At 66.2% G+C, this 15,608-nt stretch carries 12 protein-coding genes and 2 tRNA genes; 10 read left to right on the top strand and 4 right to left on the bottom strand.

Annotation, left to right across the window (positions count from 1 at the left end; all coding sequences use genetic code 11):
* Positions 1–42: 42 nt before the first annotated feature.
* Positions 43–1,542, top strand: a complete 1,500-nt coding sequence (locus VGR67_13855) for a tetratricopeptide repeat protein (GenBank protein HEV8337494.1) — start codon at positions 43–45, stop codon at positions 1,540–1,542.
* Positions 1,539–2,771 carry a VWA domain-containing protein gene (locus VGR67_13850; GenBank protein ID HEV8337493.1) on the top strand — a complete coding sequence of 411 codons (1,233 nt, stop codon included), beginning with the start codon at positions 1,539–1,541 and terminating at the stop codon, positions 2,769–2,771. The genes VGR67_13855 and VGR67_13850 overlap by 4 nt, the downstream gene beginning before the upstream one ends.
* Here the strand turns inward: VGR67_13850 and VGR67_13845 are convergent.
* A complete protein-coding gene (locus tag VGR67_13845; GenBank protein ID HEV8337492.1) occupies positions 2,750–3,517 on the bottom strand; it encodes a carboxypeptidase-like regulatory domain-containing protein in 768 nt (255 codons plus the stop codon). The genes VGR67_13850 and VGR67_13845 overlap by 22 nt on opposite strands.
* On the opposite strand from VGR67_13845, the gene VGR67_13840 reads away from it, so the two are divergent.
* The 3 genes from VGR67_13840 (at position 3,518) to VGR67_13830 (ending at position 4,409) form a co-directional block, all read left to right on the top strand.
* The gene (locus VGR67_13840; GenBank protein ID HEV8337491.1) at positions 3,518–4,096 is read left to right on the top strand and encodes a Mut7-C RNAse domain-containing protein; all 579 of its coding nucleotides are present in this window, start codon (positions 3,518–3,520) and stop codon (positions 4,094–4,096) included.
* A gap of 104 nt (positions 4,097–4,200) precedes the next feature.
* A tRNA-Val gene (locus tag VGR67_13835) sits at positions 4,201–4,275 on the top strand.
* Positions 4,276–4,331: 56 nt separating this feature from the next.
* Positions 4,332–4,409: transfer RNA gene (locus tag VGR67_13830), tRNA-Asp, on the top strand.
* 91 nt (positions 4,410–4,500) lie between these two features.
* Here the strand turns inward: VGR67_13830 and VGR67_13825 are convergent.
* The 3 genes from VGR67_13825 to VGR67_13815 all read right to left on the bottom strand — a co-directional run bounded on the left by VGR67_13825 (position 4,501) and on the right by VGR67_13815 (position 6,992).
* Positions 4,501–6,075 carry a hypothetical protein gene (locus VGR67_13825; protein HEV8337490.1) on the bottom strand — a complete coding sequence of 525 codons (1,575 nt, stop codon included), beginning with the start codon at positions 6,073–6,075 and terminating at the stop codon, positions 4,501–4,503.
* 120 nt (positions 6,076–6,195) lie between these two features.
* On the bottom strand, positions 6,196–6,513 hold the full coding sequence (locus VGR67_13820; GenBank protein HEV8337489.1) for a hypothetical protein: 318 nt from the start codon (positions 6,511–6,513) through the stop codon (positions 6,196–6,198).
* Positions 6,514–6,683: 170 nt separating this feature from the next.
* Positions 6,684–6,992, bottom strand: coding sequence for an RNA-binding protein (locus VGR67_13815; GenBank protein HEV8337488.1), 309 nt, complete (start codon positions 6,990–6,992; stop codon positions 6,684–6,686).
* Positions 6,993–7,307: 315 nt separating this feature from the next.
* Here VGR67_13815 and VGR67_13810 point away from each other — a divergent pair, with 315 nt between their 5' ends.
* From VGR67_13810 to VGR67_13790, 5 genes are all read left to right on the top strand, one after another.
* Positions 7,308–8,639 carry an amidohydrolase family protein gene (locus VGR67_13810; protein HEV8337487.1) on the top strand — a complete coding sequence of 444 codons (1,332 nt, stop codon included), beginning with the start codon at positions 7,308–7,310 and terminating at the stop codon, positions 8,637–8,639.
* 153 nt (positions 8,640–8,792) lie between these two features.
* Positions 8,793–12,515, top strand: coding sequence for a pyridine nucleotide-disulfide oxidoreductase (locus VGR67_13805; GenBank protein ID HEV8337486.1), 3,723 nt, complete (start codon positions 8,793–8,795; stop codon positions 12,513–12,515).
* 176 nt (positions 12,516–12,691) lie between these two features.
* Positions 12,692–13,072: a hypothetical protein gene (locus VGR67_13800; GenBank protein HEV8337485.1), complete on the top strand. Its 381-nt coding sequence runs from the start codon at positions 12,692–12,694 to the stop codon at positions 13,070–13,072.
* Positions 13,073–13,109: 37 nt separating this feature from the next.
* Positions 13,110–14,162: a sulfite oxidase gene (locus VGR67_13795; protein HEV8337484.1), complete on the top strand. Its 1,053-nt coding sequence runs from the start codon at positions 13,110–13,112 to the stop codon at positions 14,160–14,162.
* 61 nt (positions 14,163–14,223) lie between these two features.
* Complete coding sequence (locus tag VGR67_13790) at positions 14,224–15,552, top strand: M48 family metallopeptidase (GenBank protein ID HEV8337483.1); 1,329 nt, start codon at positions 14,224–14,226, stop codon at positions 15,550–15,552.
* Positions 15,553–15,608 lie beyond the last annotated feature (56 nt).

The raw sequence follows: 15,608 nt of genomic DNA, 5'->3' as shown, positions 1-15,608 counted from the left end.
GCCCACCGATCCCGGATAATGTCTCCGAGGGCGCCTCCCCCCATGCGAAAACTGCTCAGACGGTCCTCCGGCCGGCGATGCCTGACGTTGCTGCTGACGGCGTGGCTCGCCTTCGCGGGGACGCGAACCGCCTCCGCCGTCACCGCGCTGGCCGCTCGCAACACCGCCTTCAAGCTGCAGTCGGAAGCCATGCGCCTTTACAAGGACGGCGACTTCAAGAAGGCGATCGACCTCCTCCGGCAGGTCACGAACCTGTCGCTGAACTCCTTCCTCGCCTACTACTATCTCGGAATCTCGCTGTCGGCGGACCGGCAGTACTCGGCCGCTCTGGAGCCGCTCAAGACGGCGCTGGAGCTCGAGCCCGGCCACATCCAGGCCCACATCGCCCTCGGCGACGCTTATCTCAAGCTGGGGGACCTGTCCGAATCCCGCGCCGAATACCTCCGGGCGCTGACGCTTCAGGACAACTATGCGCCGGCGCATGAAGGACTGGGGAGGGTCCTGGAAGCGGAGGGCGACGACGACCGGGCGATGGACGAGTATTCGAAGGCCCTGGAGTTGAACGTCGCCTTTCCCGACGCCTACGCCAGTCTCGGGGAGCTCTATCTCCGGCGGGGCCGGCTGGACGACGCCATCGATCTTTTCCGCAAGGCGATCGAGATCAAGCCCGACTTCTCGCTGGGATACAGCCGCCTCGGGATCGCCTTCAGCCGGGAAGGACTCTACCATCAGGCCATCGCCGCGATCGGCCGGGCCAAGACGATCGCTCCCCAGGATCCGCTCCCCTACCTGTCCCTCGGCCGAATCTTCCTCGACCTCGGGAACCTCCAGCGCGCTGAATCGGAAATCGAAGCGGCCCTCGTCCGGGACCCCGCGGGATACGAAGGCCCCTTGCTCAAGGCGCGGCTGCTGCTCGCGGAGCAGGACCTTGCCGGCGCCGTCGAGGTCGTCGAGAAGGCTCTCGCCTCCGAGATTCGCGAGGCCTTCGGACGGCAGGAGCTGGAGAAGGCGAGAGACCGTTACAAGGCGATGTCCGGCCGCCTGTCGGAGCTCACCGCCGCGCTCGGCAAGAATCCGGATGATCCGCGCCTCTATCTCGATCTGGCCACCGTCTTGTCCGAGGCGGGGGCCCAGGATCGAGCGGCCGAGCTGGCCGAGAGGGCCTCCCAGCTCGCGCCGGACGACGCCACCCGCCTGCGCCTCGGCTACTACCTCCTGTTGGGGCGGCGCTATTCGTCGGCGCTGCCGCTCTTCCAGGATCTCGCCTCCCGGGGATCGGCCCCCGCGCAGATCGATCTCGGATTGACCCAATCCGCCCTCGGCCGCGACGAAGAGGCGGTGGCGACCTACCGCAAGTACCTGGAGGCGCACCCGAAAGATCCGTTCGCGCACCTCTACCTGGGAAACAGCCTCATGCGTCTCGCCCGCCCCGGGCAGGCGGAGGCCTCCTATCGCGCTTATCTCGATCTAGTGGCCGGCGACGAAAAGACGGGGAAGGTCCGCCGTCTGGTCCGGCTTCTCCAGGAGGCGGAGGCGAAATGAACCCTCCGGTCCGGATCCTGGCTGCCGGCGGCCTGGTGCTCGCCGCCTGCCTTTCCGCTCTCTTCGCCGAAGAGGTCTCCAAGCGGAAGGGGTTCGAGATTATCCTCACGTCGCCCCGCTCCGGCGAGTTCCGTTTCGGCAGGGCCGAGATCACCGCGGAAGTGAAGATCGACGATCCTTCTCTCGTCGATCGGGTGGAGTTCACCGTGGACGAGAAGCTGGTGTTCATCGACAAGGAGCCTCCCTATGCCTGCGTCTACGATTTCGGGACGGCTCCGCACTCTTTCGTCATCAAGGCCAAAGCGGTCCACCGGGGAGGAGTGACCGTCACCGCCACCTCGATCACGCGGCGGGTCATCCTGAACTCCCAGATGAACGTCAATCGCGTCGTGCTGAACGCCACGGCCGAGGATCCCAATCGCCGTTTCGCGCTGGACCTGAAAAAGGAGGACTTTCAGCTCCTGGAAGATGGTGCGCCCCAACAGATCATCGATTTCTACCTGGAGCAGAGAGCCGTCGTCCTGTGCCTTCTCCTGGACAGCAGCGGAAGCATGCAGGGCCGGATGGACAAGGTCCATCTGGGCGCGGACAAGTTCGTCGACGCCCTGGGCAAGGACGACCTGGCGCTCGTCATCGACTTCGACGAGAAGGTCTTTCTCCTGCAGGATTTCACGCGCGACGCGAAGCTCCTCAAAGAGGCCATCGACAGCACCTACGCCGAGGGAGGCACGGCCCTTTACGACGCCCTGTACGCCGCGTTTCGCAAGGTGCGGGATCGTCCGGGCCGGAAAGCGATCATCCTTCTGTCGGACGGCGAGGACACGAACAGCAAGTTCTCTTACCAGCGCGTCCTGGAGGCGGCGAAGACGAACGAAGTGCTCATCTACTCCATCGGGCTGGGCGTCTCGTTCCTCGACGTCTCCACGCACTCCGTCCTCAAGGAGCTGGCGGAAGAAACCGGGGGGCGCTCCTTCTTCCCCGGCCGCGCCGAGGAGCTCGCGGGGATCTACAAGCAGATCGCCGAAGAGCTGAGGAGCCAGTACTACCTGACGTATTCGCCGACCAACGATCAATGGGACGGCAAGTGGCGGAAGATCAAGCTGGCGGCTCCGGGCAGGAAGGAGCTGGAGATTCGAACGCGGCGGGGGTATTACGCCGTGCGCCGGGTCTCCGAGACCGAAGGGGCGCCGGCGGCCCGCTCGCCTTCTCAGGAGCCGGGAGGACGATAATCGGGGGGAACCGGTTTTTCCTCGGGGGTGAGGTCCTCCGGACGTCCCTTGAAGTTCAGGGGATATTCGACCAGCGAGAGCTTCAGGTTCAATCCGGATCCAGGCTTCACCTCCGCGTCCTTGAGATCCACGGTGACGTAGCCGGGGGAGGAGATCAGCGCCCGGTAGACGCCCGCCGGCACTCCCAGGATCCGGGCCTTGCCTTCCCGGTCGGACTGGGCCCGGAACCACGCCCCGGTGGCGGGATTCACCAGGCTCAGGGCGACGTCGGCGATCGGCCGCCGCTCCTTGTCGATGAAAAGGCCGGTCACCTCCTCCAACGGCGCCTCACCGGCCGGGGAAAGGTAGACGACCGGAGAGGCGGCGCCCAAGGGACCCGGCGGAAGCGTGAAATCGACGATGTTCCGGAAAGGGGGCTGGACCCGGATTTCTTTCTTGATCTGCCGCTGGTATCCCGAGCCGCTCATTTCGACGTCGTAGTTTCCCGCCTCCAGGTCCTCGAAGGCGTAGATTCCCTTGTCGTCCGTGTTCGTGACGTTCGACAGCCCTTTTCCAGAGGCGATCAGCCTGACCAGAAGACCGGCCACCGGTTTGCCGTTCAAGTCGCGCGCCGTGCCGCGAATCCGGCCTTTCAGGCCTCCCGCCGCGTGGGAAAAGCCCGCTGAGAGCGCCAGGATGACGAGGATGCAGCCATGGATCCGCCAGCGGGACGCTCGATGAAGGGAAAGGAAAGACGGGGAAAACATGTGGAAGCCAAACTAGCACAGGGCCCCGGGCGAGTCAAAAACACCCCGCTCCGCTTCGCCGCCGACTGCATGCTCGGCCGGCTCGCCCGGTGGCTGAGAATCCTGGGACACGACACCGTCTATTTTCGGGCCATCGAGGACGCCGATCTGGTGGAGCTCGCCCAAGACGAGGGGCGCATCCTCCTGACGCGCGATACCCGACTCGTAGAACGGCGCGCCGCGCGCCATGCCCTTCTCGTCGAAAGCCCCTATCTCGAGCCGCAGCTCCGCCAGCTGGCTCGATGGGGCGGGACCGGCTTCCTGGCCCCCGATCTCTGCCCGAGGTGCCCCGAGTGCAACGAGCCGACCCTCCCGGCGGAGAAGGAGACGGTCGAGGACCGGGTTCCGCTCTTCGTGATGAGGACTCAGGCGCGATTTCGCGCGTGTCCGCGCTGCCAACGCGTTTATTGGAAGGCCACCCACGTCCGTGGGATGCTCCGGCGACTCCGACGGACTCTGGGTCCCGCTGTTCAGGAATGGATGGAAGAGAGGAGAGCCAAAGCCGCGCCGCGGACGCCGATCCGGCGAGACGAGTCTTGACAGGCCGAAAGGGGGAAGCATAGAATTCACCGGCCTATCCGAGACTCAGCTCCGAAAGACGCCCACCGCCCGATCGGGGCCGCGCGCTGGGACATCGGTCAGGAGGGCAGTTAGCTCAGCGGTAGAGCACCTGCCTTACACGCAGGGGGTCGCCGGTTCGAATCCCGCACTGCCCACCATCGCTCTTCAGACCGGGTGAAGAGCCATGGGCGCGGTTCGGTGGGTCGTTCCAAGCGGGGTCGTAGTTCAGTTTGGTTAGAACGCTGGCCTGTCAAGCCAGAGGTCGCGGGTTCGAACCCCGTCGGCCCCGCCAATTCCTCTCCGGCAGCCCCTCCAGGACGGGTCTCCACCAGACCGCGAGGCTTCCCCACACATCAAGGCGGCAGTTCGAGCCGGGCATCAACTCAGGGAATCGGCGGATTTCTCGGCGCCGCGCCGATCGCGCCGAGGATCCGGAAGTCGAGTCCGCGGAAACCGAATTCCTCGACGTCGACGGTCCTGAACGGCGGGGTGACCGAGAGGGTGACTCCTTTCGGAGCCATGAGCATGATGCGATAGCGCCCCTTGCGCGGGAGCTTGAACGAATAGGTCCCGTCCGGCGCCGGCGCCGCTTGATCCTGGATCGTCGTCAGACTGTTTGGTCCCAACAGCACCACGAAACTCACGAGACTGCGTTCGCCGGACAGGCCGCCGCTCAAGATCGGATCGTTCACCTCCTCCAGGGAGGCATTCTCCGGCGTCTCGGCGGGGACCGGCTCCTTGGCTCCGGTCCGCGGCAGGACGACTCGTGGAGGGGGAACCGAGAGTTCGCGCTCCGGCTCGGGGGCAGGGCGAGAGGGGCCGCTTTCCGGCATCCTGAAAATCGGCTCGGAGGGCGGCGCCGGAGAAGGCTTGGGAACGGGTTGAAGCGGGGGTCCGAAGCCGGTGCCCGTCACGAGCCTGCCGCGCGGACCGCGGGGCTTCTCCTCCGCCAGCGAATCCAGGACCGCCCGGATGGCGGGCGCGTCCTCCGGCCAGACCCCGGCGAACCGGCGCTTCTGCGCGTCGAGGAAGATCATCACGTCCAATCCCCTTCCGGCCGCGACCGCGGCGCGGCCGTCGTCCGAAAAACGGAGCCGATCCAGGCGGAAGGGGGGCTGCAGGACCGCCGCGGCGTCGTCGTCGCGGGCCGAGGAGTCCTCCGGATTCGCTTTCGGCTCCGCCGGAAAGACGGCGATCGATGAATCCCGGAGGACGTAGATCTCCCCCTGGCGCGGCCGGACCCAGACGCGCCGATTGACCCCCGGGGAGCGGTAGAACCATGAGGCGGTAAGAGGAGCGGTGGTGAAGCTGAGGAGCCGGTCCTCCATGCCGACGAAAATCCGGCCGGCGTTTTCCGAGATCGCCAGATCGTAGGCCGCCTTGGGAAGCGGGAAGGATTCCTTCACGGCGCTCCGGCCGAGATCAACGATGACCAGCTCCGAGCGCTCCCCCTCCTCTCCGGCGGAGCGGCCCCGCCCCGCGCGATGGCACAGCACGGCGGCGGAATATCCATCGGGGAAAACAGCGAGGCGATCGCCGATGCCCGGGAGATCCAGCCTGCCCAAGGGCAACAGGGTCTGGGTCGAAAGAACGAGGAGGAGACCGTGCTTTCCCTTCTCGGAGGAAACGGCGGCGAGAATTCGCTTGCCGTCCGGAAAGATCGCGACCTGATCGATCCGCTCGTAGGGAAGCGACACCTCGGTGGACAACCCGGAGGCGACGTCGACCCGGATCGGCGGCTCCGCGGGACAGCCGGGACAGAGGATCGGCTCTCCGCGGCCCAACAGCACCTCCCGGAGCTCGACGCCGATCTTGGAGGCCTCGGAATCGGGGCCGCCGGAGGCAGCGCTGGGCTCGCCGCCTGGAAGCGCGGCGGCCACCAGGAAGGCGACCGCCGTCCCGCACGTGCTCCAAAATAGCGCGCGCCGCCTGTGACTGTGACAATGGGCAGGATTCATCGGAGAGCAAATCCGATCGAACGCATTCGCGTCTTCACGCATCACCACCGGGACCCGGGATGAGCGTAACCGGGATTTGAGGAATGGTCAATCGGGGTTGCCGGGAGGGATGGGACCCGCTCAGGGCCCGTAACCGCAAGCGTCGGCGCAGTTGATGCATGCCTGCATCCGGTCGACCCCCGGAGTGTAATGACCGTCTCCGTTCACGTCCCGATACGCCAGGCTGACCCCGACCACGTACTGGCCGTCGTGGGAGGGGACGTAGATCGAGATGAACTTGACGCAGGCCCCCATGTTGGAATAGACCCTCGCCGATGCGTTGGGCGGCGGGCCGTGGCGATGATCGCCCTCCGCGTCCCCGACCCGGGCGGGAGCATGGGTCGCGACGAGAACGGCGAGAAGAAGCGCGAGAAACAGCGAGACAGGCTTTCGGACCATGGCATACTCCCGGGGCGTTTCGCTGAGCCGGTAGAGTGGGCAGCGCTTTGATGCCAGCCATATACGTTGAACGGGGAGCAAGATCAAGAAGTTTCAGGCGGGAAAGCCGGGGGGCCTGGGCCCCCCGGCCTTTTCGAGATGCTATGTCAGGGTCAATGGACCGGATTCGGCTACCAGGGCCGGCCGCCTCCACCGCGGTTTCCGCCCCGGCCGCCTCCACCCTCGCCACCCGGTCCCGGCCGGGGGCGGGCCTCATTGACATTCAAGGCGCGACCCTTTAGTTCTTTGCCGTTCAGCGAGTTGATCGCGGATTCCGCTTCGGTCTTCGACGGCATTTCGACGAAGCCGAATCCCTTCGATTGACCGCTGAACTTGTCCATGATCACGTTGGCGGACGAGACTTCACCGTGAGACTCGAACGCCTGCCTGAGTTCCTCATCCGTGACCTGGTACGAGAGGTTTCCGACGTAGATCCTCACAAGAGCTCCTGCGCGAAAGGCCTTACATTGGACTGCCCACGTATACCTGTCCAAGCTACGCATTGCCGGGACAAGAACGAAGTGAATATACAATATTAGCGAGCCAATTTTGTCAAGTATCCGCCCAGAAGAATTTTTTGCTTTTATGACATTCTCAGGCAGAAATACGGGGAACTCTTTGAATCCTCATGACATCGCTATGGATGACACGGCGAATTCGGCTGGCCGATCGGGTATCAGAGATCTTTGAACCCTCTCAAGAGTCCGCACTTCCTGCGTGCTCGCAACCGGCTCAAAGGCATTACTGGAGGAGATATGTCACAAAGGCATCGCTCGAAGAGTCTGATCCCCCTGATCCTGGCGGCCCTGAGCTTCCCTTTCGCGCGGGCAGAAGAGACGCTTGCCGTCCGTTGCGGGAGGCTCCTCGACCCCGCGCGCCAGCGCGTGATCGAAAACGCGGTGGTGCTCGTCCAACAAGGAAAAGTCCATTCCATCGTGACGGGCGATCAGGTCCCGGCGGGAGCCCGGGTGATCCGGTTGGATGGGATGACCGTCCTTCCCGGGTTGATCGATGCCCACACCCATCTGCTCCTCCAGGGAGACGTCACCGCGGAGGATTATGATGCGCAGCTGCTGAAGGAATCGATCCCCTTTCGAGCCTTGCGGGCCGTCAAAGCGGCAGGCATCGCCTTGAGCCATGGGTTCACGACTCTGCGCGACATCGGCAACGAGGGGGCCGGGTATGCGGACGTCGATCTGAAGCGCGCGTTTTCCACGGAGGTCTTGCCAGGGCCGCACCTCTTGGTAGCCACCAGGGCTCTGGCGCCCACGGGCGCCTATCCTCTTCATGGCTACGCATGGGAGCTCAAGGTTCCGATTGGCGTGGAGACTTGCGACGGCGCCGGGGGCTGCAGGAAAGCGGTCCGGGACCAAGCGGAGCATGGCGCCGATTGGATCAAGGTGTACGCCGACCGGGGCTATCGCCGTCAGGCTGACGGCGTCTGGAAGAGCATCCCCAACTTCACCCCCGAAGAGATGAAGGCCATCGTCGACGAGTCGCACCGGCTCGGAAAAAAGGTCGCGGCCCATTCGATGACCCCCTCGGGGCATCAGGTGGCGTTGGGAGCGGGCGTCGATTCCATCGAGCACGGAGACGTCCTGGACGACGCCTCGATCAGGACGATGGTGCGGCGTCACGTCTATCTTTGCCCCACGCTGAGCGTCACCGCGTTCGTCGCTCCGGGCCGCTCGAAGACCAATCGCGTCTGGGCGGACCTGCTCGAAGCGGGCAAGAGATATTTTCGCAAAGCCCTGGCGGCGGGGGTGCCCATCGCGTTCGGAACCGACGCGGGAGGATTCGACTGGGACAAGGTGAACCAGGCCGAGGAGTTCCGGCGGATGGTGGATCTCGGGATGACGCCCTGGCAGGCCATCCGGTCCGCGACGATTGTCGCGGCGGAGATGCTGGGAGAGGAGGGCAGCCTGGGGAGCGTGTCGCCCGGCTCCCATGCCGACTTGATCGCGGTCCGCGGCGATCCCCTGTCGGACATCTCCGTCCTCGAGCACAACGTGGCATGGGTCATGCTCGACGGCAAGATTGTCTTTTCCGCCTCTCCCTCGCTTGAATCGCCTCGCCCGGCGCCCTAGATTTTCTCCACGGAAACGGGGAGGCCCGCGCGCCGCAACGCCGAGTTCGATCCGGGAGCCTTTCTTGACGGAAAGCCCGAAGAGTGAAAAACTAGCTCTCCGCGGCCGCTTCTTCGGCCGCCCGCATCACGACAACCCGATCTCAGGGATGCCATGAACACCGAACCTCGCCGTTCGGGCCCCGCCCTGGCGGCCGGCTCGGGCCTGCATCTCGGAATCCCCGGCTTCCAATACGCCGACCTTTACGATCCGGCCCGGCTGCGCGAGCTGGCGGAGATCTTCTTCCTCGAAGTCGGCGGCCGTGACGCCGAGCTGCTTTCCGCCTGGCGCGCCTACGAGCAATCACCCGACGCCGCTCCCGCCCGGCACGTTTCGGACCTGCTGATCCGGATGGGCCCGCATCTGAGCCGGTTCTTGGCGCGCCTGTTCGGAATCGAGGAGGAGGCGAGCCGGATCCAAGCCCTCACGCGCCGGGAGGATCCGGTTTTTCGCTTCAAAGTCGATTTCATTCGCCGCCGTGTCCAACGCAAGATCCAGCCGCAGCATCTCGCCTCCTTCCATCGGTCCGACGTCGACGCGGTGGTCGAAGCGATGCTGCGCGGCGCCGCGGACCCCGAGCTGGCCATGGCCCTCCTCGCGTGCGAGCTGATGGACCTCGAGGCGCCCCTGCTCGCCGGCGGGGGGTCGCTGCGGCCCGACGTCGTCGCCAAGGTCAACAGCTTCAAGAGCCGGCTCGCGGCCTTCTCTCCGCTTCCCCAGGGCCTCACCGCCATGTTGCGGGCCGCCCCACCCCCGGAACACGGCGGAGACCTCACGCTGGTGCAGTCGCTGTTGCGCGTCTTGGAGGAATGGTGCGGCCTGCGCCTGCTGGATCCCGCGCTGCGGGAGGAGGTGTCCGCCTGGGTCTCCTTCCGCTTCCCGAAACCGCTCGATTTCGACCGCCTCGTGCAGACCATCCCGGCCCGTCCCGGCCCCGGAGAACCCTTCGTCGAAGCGCCGCCCGGCCACCTTCGCGATCGCGACGGATTCAAGCTGACCGATCCCCGGATGAGCCTGCGGGACGTTCTCGGGGAGGTTCACTATTGCGTTTACTGCCACGAGCGGGACAAGGACTCCTGCTCGAAGGGAATCCAGAAGGACGGGCGGTTCAAGATCAACCCTCTCGGGGTCACGATCAAGGGATGTCCGCTGGACGAGAAGATCTCGGAGATGCACTTTCTGCGCCGTGAAGGGGACCCTCTCGCCGCCCTCGCCCTGGTGATGATCGACAATCCCATGTGTCCCGGAACGGGCCATCGGATCTGCAACGACTGCATGAAAGGATGCATCTATCAGACTCAGGATCCGGTCAACATTCCCCAGATCGAGACGCGGGTCCTCACCGAAGTTCTCGATCTCTCCTGGGGAGTCGAGATCTATGGTCTGCTCACCCGGTGGAACCCTCTGAACGCCCGCCGGCCTTTCGCGCTTCCCTACAACGGCAAGAACGTCCTGGTCGTCGGCCTCGGTCCCGCGGGCTACACCCTCTCCCAGCATCTCCTCAACGAAGGCTTCGGCGTCGTGGCGATCGACGGCTTGAAGATCGAGCCTCTGCCGGCGGAATGGACCGGCGCGCACGGCGGCGTCCCGCGTCCCGTGCGGCGCTTCTCGGAGATCGCCTCCGATCTGGACGAGCGGATTCTGGCCGGCTTCGGCGGCGTCTCCGAGTACGGGATCACGGTCCGCTGGGACAAGAATTTCCTGACACTCGTCCATCTCGCTCTCCTGCGCCGGTCCAAGTTCCGGGCTTACGGCGGCGTCCGTTTCGGAGGCACGCTGACGCTCGAGGACGCGTGGGACCGGGGATTCGATCACGTCGCCATCGCCGCGGGCGCCGGGCGTCCCACCATCATCGACATGAAGAACAACCTGATTCGCGGCATTCGCAAGGCCTCCGACTTCCTGATGGCGCTCCAGCTCACCGGCGCTTTCAAGCGCGACTCGCTGGCCAACCTCCAGATCAGGCTTCCGGCCGTCGTCATCGGCGGCGGCCTCACCGCCATCGACACGGCCACCGAGGTCGCCGCCTACTATCCGCTGCAAGTCGAGAAGGCTCTGGAGCGCTTCGAGGCGCTGGCGGCCGAGCAGGGGGAGCAGACGGTCTGGTGCCGGCTGGATCCCGAGGAAACCGGCATTCTCCGCGAATTTCTCGAGCACGGCCGGGAAGTGCGCTCCGAGCGCCGCCGCGCCGCAGCCGCCGGGGAGCCTCCGAAGCTGCGCGAGCTGGTGCGCCGGTGGGGCGGCGTGACCCTCGCCTACCGGAAATCGATGACCGACTCCCCCGCTTATCGCCTGAATCACGAAGAGGTCATCAAATGCCTGGAGGAGGGAATCGTATTCGCCGAGGGCCTCGACCCGATGACGGCGATTCCCGACGAGCACGGGGCCGTCCGGGCCGTGCAGTTCCTCGTCCTCGGAAAGCGGGGAGGCAGGTATGCGCCCACGGGCCGCGAAGAGATCCTCCCTTGCCGGAGCCTTCTGGTGGCCGCCGGAACGACCCCGAACATCACCTACGAAAAGGAGCATCCCGGCGCCTTCCAGAAGGATCCGCAGGGGAAGTTCTTCCAGGCCTACCGCGCCGTCCCGGCGCCGGACGGCGGCTTCACCCTCCAGCGCGTCGAGAGCGGGGAGGGGGTCGGCTTTTTCGCCTCGCCGCACCGCGACGGCCGCTTCGTCACCTACTATGGAGACAACCACCCTCTCTACGCCGGCAGCGTGGTCAAGGCGATGGCCTCGGCCCGGGACGGCTTTCCGCACGTGGCGGCCCTTTTTCGGGAGGAGCTGGCGCGGCTCGATCCCGCCGCCCAGCCGTGGCGCGAGGAATCGTTCCGGCGATTCGCGGACAGGCTCGACGGCGAGCTTCTGGCCACGGTGCATCAGGTCGCGCGTCTCACGCCGACCATCGTGGAAGTGATCGTCAAGGCGCCTCTGGCGGCGCGACAATTCCATCCCGGCCAGTTCTACCGGCTGCAGAGCTTCGAGAGCCGGGCGCCCTTGATCGACGGCACCCGGCTGACCATGGAAGGGATCGCCCTGACCGGGGCCTGGAACGATCCCGCGGCCGGCCTTCTGAGCCTGATCATCCTGGAGATGGGGACCTCCTCGCGCCTCTGCGCGGCGCTTCGCCCCGGCGATCCCGTCGTCGTCATGGGTCCGACCGGAGCTCCCACCGAGATCCCCTCCGGGGAATCGGTCCTCCTGGCGGGCGGCGGCCTCGGCAACGCCGTCCTGTTCTCGATCGCCCGCGCCCTCCGGAGCAACCGCTGCCACGTGATCTACTTCGCCGGATACAAGCGAGGAGAGGATCTCTTCAAGCGGGAGGAGATCGAAGCCGCGACCGACCAGGTCATCTGGAGCACCGACGGCGGCGCCCCCGTCGAGCCCCGGCGCGCCCAGGACCGGCACTTCCGGGGCAATATCGTCCAGGCCATGAAGGAGTACGGCGCGGGAAACCTGGGAGAGTGCCGGGTGCCTCTGGGGGAGGTCTCGCGCATCATCGCCATCGGCTCGGATCGGATGATGGCGGCCGTCAAGGAGGCGCGCCGGACGGTGCTCGCCCCCTACTTGCGGAAGGATCACGTCGCCATCGGCTCCATCAACTCCACGATGCAGTGCATGCTGAAGGAGATCTGCGCCCAGTGCCTTCAGAAGCACGTCGATCCGATCACCGGCGAGGAGACCAAGCCGGTGTTCTCCTGCTACAACCAGGACCAGCCGCTGGACGAGGTCGATTTCGGGAACCTGGCCGCGCGGCTGAAGATGAATACGGTCGCCGAGAAGCTCTCCAATCTCTGGCTGGATCATCTTCTGCGCCAAGAGAACCTGCCTAGAGTCTGACCCCCGCCGCGCCGGCGGCTTGAGTTTCTGCGGCGCGCTGCGATAAACTCACCCCACTGATAGGGGTCTACCCATCCGACCCGACTCACTGGCGCCTCGTGGGCGCCGGATGCGCTTCGGCGCCTCGCTTGGCGAGGGCGCGCAGATCTCTTCGCGGAGGTCGAGGAGGGCCGGTCATGAAGCTCGAGTCGTCATCCAGGCTGTCCCGGGACGCGGGAGCGACCCAGTTCTGCGCGCTGTGCGGGAAGCCGCCGGCGACCGTTCGTCTCCCTTTCGCGGTGGGGAAGCAAGAGTCCCCCCCGCTTCCCCAGCGATACCGCATCCTGGTCTTCGGACCCTTGAAGAAGAAATTCGTACAGCGCTATCGATGGATCTGGCACACCCTCTGGCTCTGCAAGGATTGCTCCGGAAAAGATCCTTCGGACGCCCTCTGGGCGGCCGTCCAGAGCCACCCGGGAACCAGGCTGCTGGTCGCGCAGGGTTACACTGAGACGCGCCTGGATCCCCACTACCCGGGTCAGGAAGGAGACGTCACGTTCAGCCAGGAGCCGATTTGATTGAGCCCTCGCGTCCAGGCTCTCCCGGGGCCCGCCCTTGAGCTCCTCCGATCGGATCACCGTCCAGAGCGATCCCTACAACGCGGAAACTCCGCTTCCCCGGCTCGCCGCCGGCGTCACCGCCACCGATTCCTTCTACGTCCGGAATCATTTCGACGTGCCGTCTCTCGATCCCCGCGATTGGCGCCTCGTCATGGAAGGGGCGGTCGAGACCTGCCTCAGCCTCTCCCTCCCTGAAATCCAGGCGCTCCCGGTCCGCCGCCTGCGCGTCACGCTGGAGTGCGCCGGAAACGGCAGGACCCTCATGCGCCCCGCCCCCGCCAGCACGCCCTGGGCGCTCGGAGCGGTGAGCACCGCCGATTTCGCCGGGGCTCCCCTGGGCGCGCTGCTCGACCGGGCCGGGCCCCGCGCGGACGCCGTGGAGCTACGGTTCACGGGCGCGGACCAGGGAGAAGTGGGACCCGGGAGCCGGATCGCCTTCGAACGAAGCCTGCCCCTCGCGGAGTGCCGGCGCGACGAAGTCCTGCTCGCCTGGGAGATGAACGGCGAGCCGCTTCGTGCGCTTCATGGCTTTCCGTTGCGCCTGGTGGTGCCCCGCTGGTACGGCGTCGCCTCGGTGAAGTGGCTGACGCGGATCACCGCGCTCACGCAGCCGTTCCGCGGCTATTTCCAGAGCGAGCACTACGTCTACCGGAGCGCGGCGGGCGCGCCCGGCGGCGAGCCGGTCTCCCGCATGCGCGTCCGATCGCTCATCGCGGCGCCGTCCGAAGGCGACGTGCTGTCCTCGTCGCCGGCGGAAATCTCCGGAGTGGCGTGGTCCGGAGACGCTCCCGTCGCGCGGGTGGAAGTCAGCGTCGACGGCGGCCTCACCTGGAACGACGCGACGCTGGATCGGCACGATTCCAACGCCGCCTGGACCGCCTGGCGGTTCGCCTGGAAACCCCCAGCTCCCGGGGCGCGCACTCTGATGACCCGCGCCACCGACGCCCGGGGAAACGTCCAGCCGATGGAGCCGGTGTGGAACGCCCTGGGCTACGGAAACAACGTCGTCCAGCGCGTCCACGTCACCGTTCGCCCCGGATCGGTCTGACGGCTTTTCGCCGCGGCGCGCCGGCGGCGGCGCAGCGCGGAAGAGGCCGGGGAAGGTCACGATGGGTCGCGGAACCTCCCGGCGGGTGCTGGTCGCCGGCCTGGCGCTTTGGATCGCCTCGACGGCGCTCACCCCCGCTCGCTCCGAGACTTCTCCCGCCCCCTCCGTCGAAGCGCCGGCCCGAGCCGCCGAGGCGCGCTTCGATCCGCTGCGGGCGACGGAAGATTACCTGGCGAAAGTCCCGGCCGCCGACCGCGCCCGATCGGACGCCTATTTCGAAGGAGGCTACTGGCTCCAGCTCTGGATCTTCCTGGCCGGCCTGGCCGTCGCCTGGATCTTCCTCCGCACCCGCCTCTCCGCGAGGATTCGCGACCGGGCCGAGGCCCTCACCCGCTCGCGTTGGCTCCAGACGCTGCTCTATTCCTCCGCCTACATCGTCCTGAGCGTCGTGTTCTCCTTTCCGCTTTCGCTGTACGCCGATTTTTTCCGCGAGCATCGCTACGGCCTGTCGAACCAGACGTTCGCGGCCTGGATGAAGGATCAGGTGACGGCGCTGGGAGTGGGGCTGATCCTGGGCGCCGCGGGCCTGACGGCGCTTTACGCCGTCTTTCGCAAGGCTCCTCGTCGCTGGTGGATCGGGGGGGCGGTCGTGACGATCCTGTTCGTCTTCTTGACGGCGCTGATCGGGCCGGTCTACATCGCGCCCCTGTTCAACACCTACACGCCGCTGTCGGACGGCGACTTGCGGGACTCGATTCTCTCCATGGCCCGCGCCAACGGAATTCCGGCGCGCGACGTCTATCAATTCGACGCCTCACGGCAGAGCAAGCGGGTGAGCGCGAACGTCAGCGGTCTCTGGGGGACGATGCGGATCTCCCTGAACGACAACCTGCTGAACCGCTGCACGAAGGAGGAGATCGAGTCGGTGATGGGCCACGAGATGGGACATTACGTCCTGAATCACGTCTACAAGGGGAACCTGGAGTTCGCGATCCTGATCTTCGCCGGGTTCGCCTTCATCCGGTGGACCTTCGAGGCGCTGGTCCGGAAGCGCGGCGGGGCGTGGGGTATCCGCGGCATCGCCGACGTGGCGGGATTGCCGCTCCTCGGGGCGCTCTTTTCGATCTTCTTCTTCCTGTGCACGCCGCTGATCAACACGGCCGTCCGCACCGCCGAGGCGGAGGCCGACATCTTCGGTCTCAACGCCAGCGGGCACCCCGATGCCGAGGCCGAGGTGGCGCTGAAGCTGGGCGAATATCGGAAGCTCTCTCCCTCGCCGCTGGAGGAATGGATCTTCTTCGATCATCCGAGCGGCCGGAACCGCATCCTCATGGCGATGCGCTGGAAGGCGGAGCACCTCGGGCAGGCCCCGGCCGCCCCGCCCCCCTGACCGCCCGGCCGGCGATCCCGGTGCTATACTCGATCCACTTCCGACAAGGCGGATCT

This window comes from Candidatus Polarisedimenticolia bacterium, assembly GCA_036004685.1.
Classification (GTDB): domain Bacteria; phylum Acidobacteriota; class Polarisedimenticolia; order Gp22-AA2; family AA152; genus DASYRE01.
Note: the sequence above shows the minus strand (reverse complement) of the source record. Positions and strands in the feature narration are given on the sequence as shown.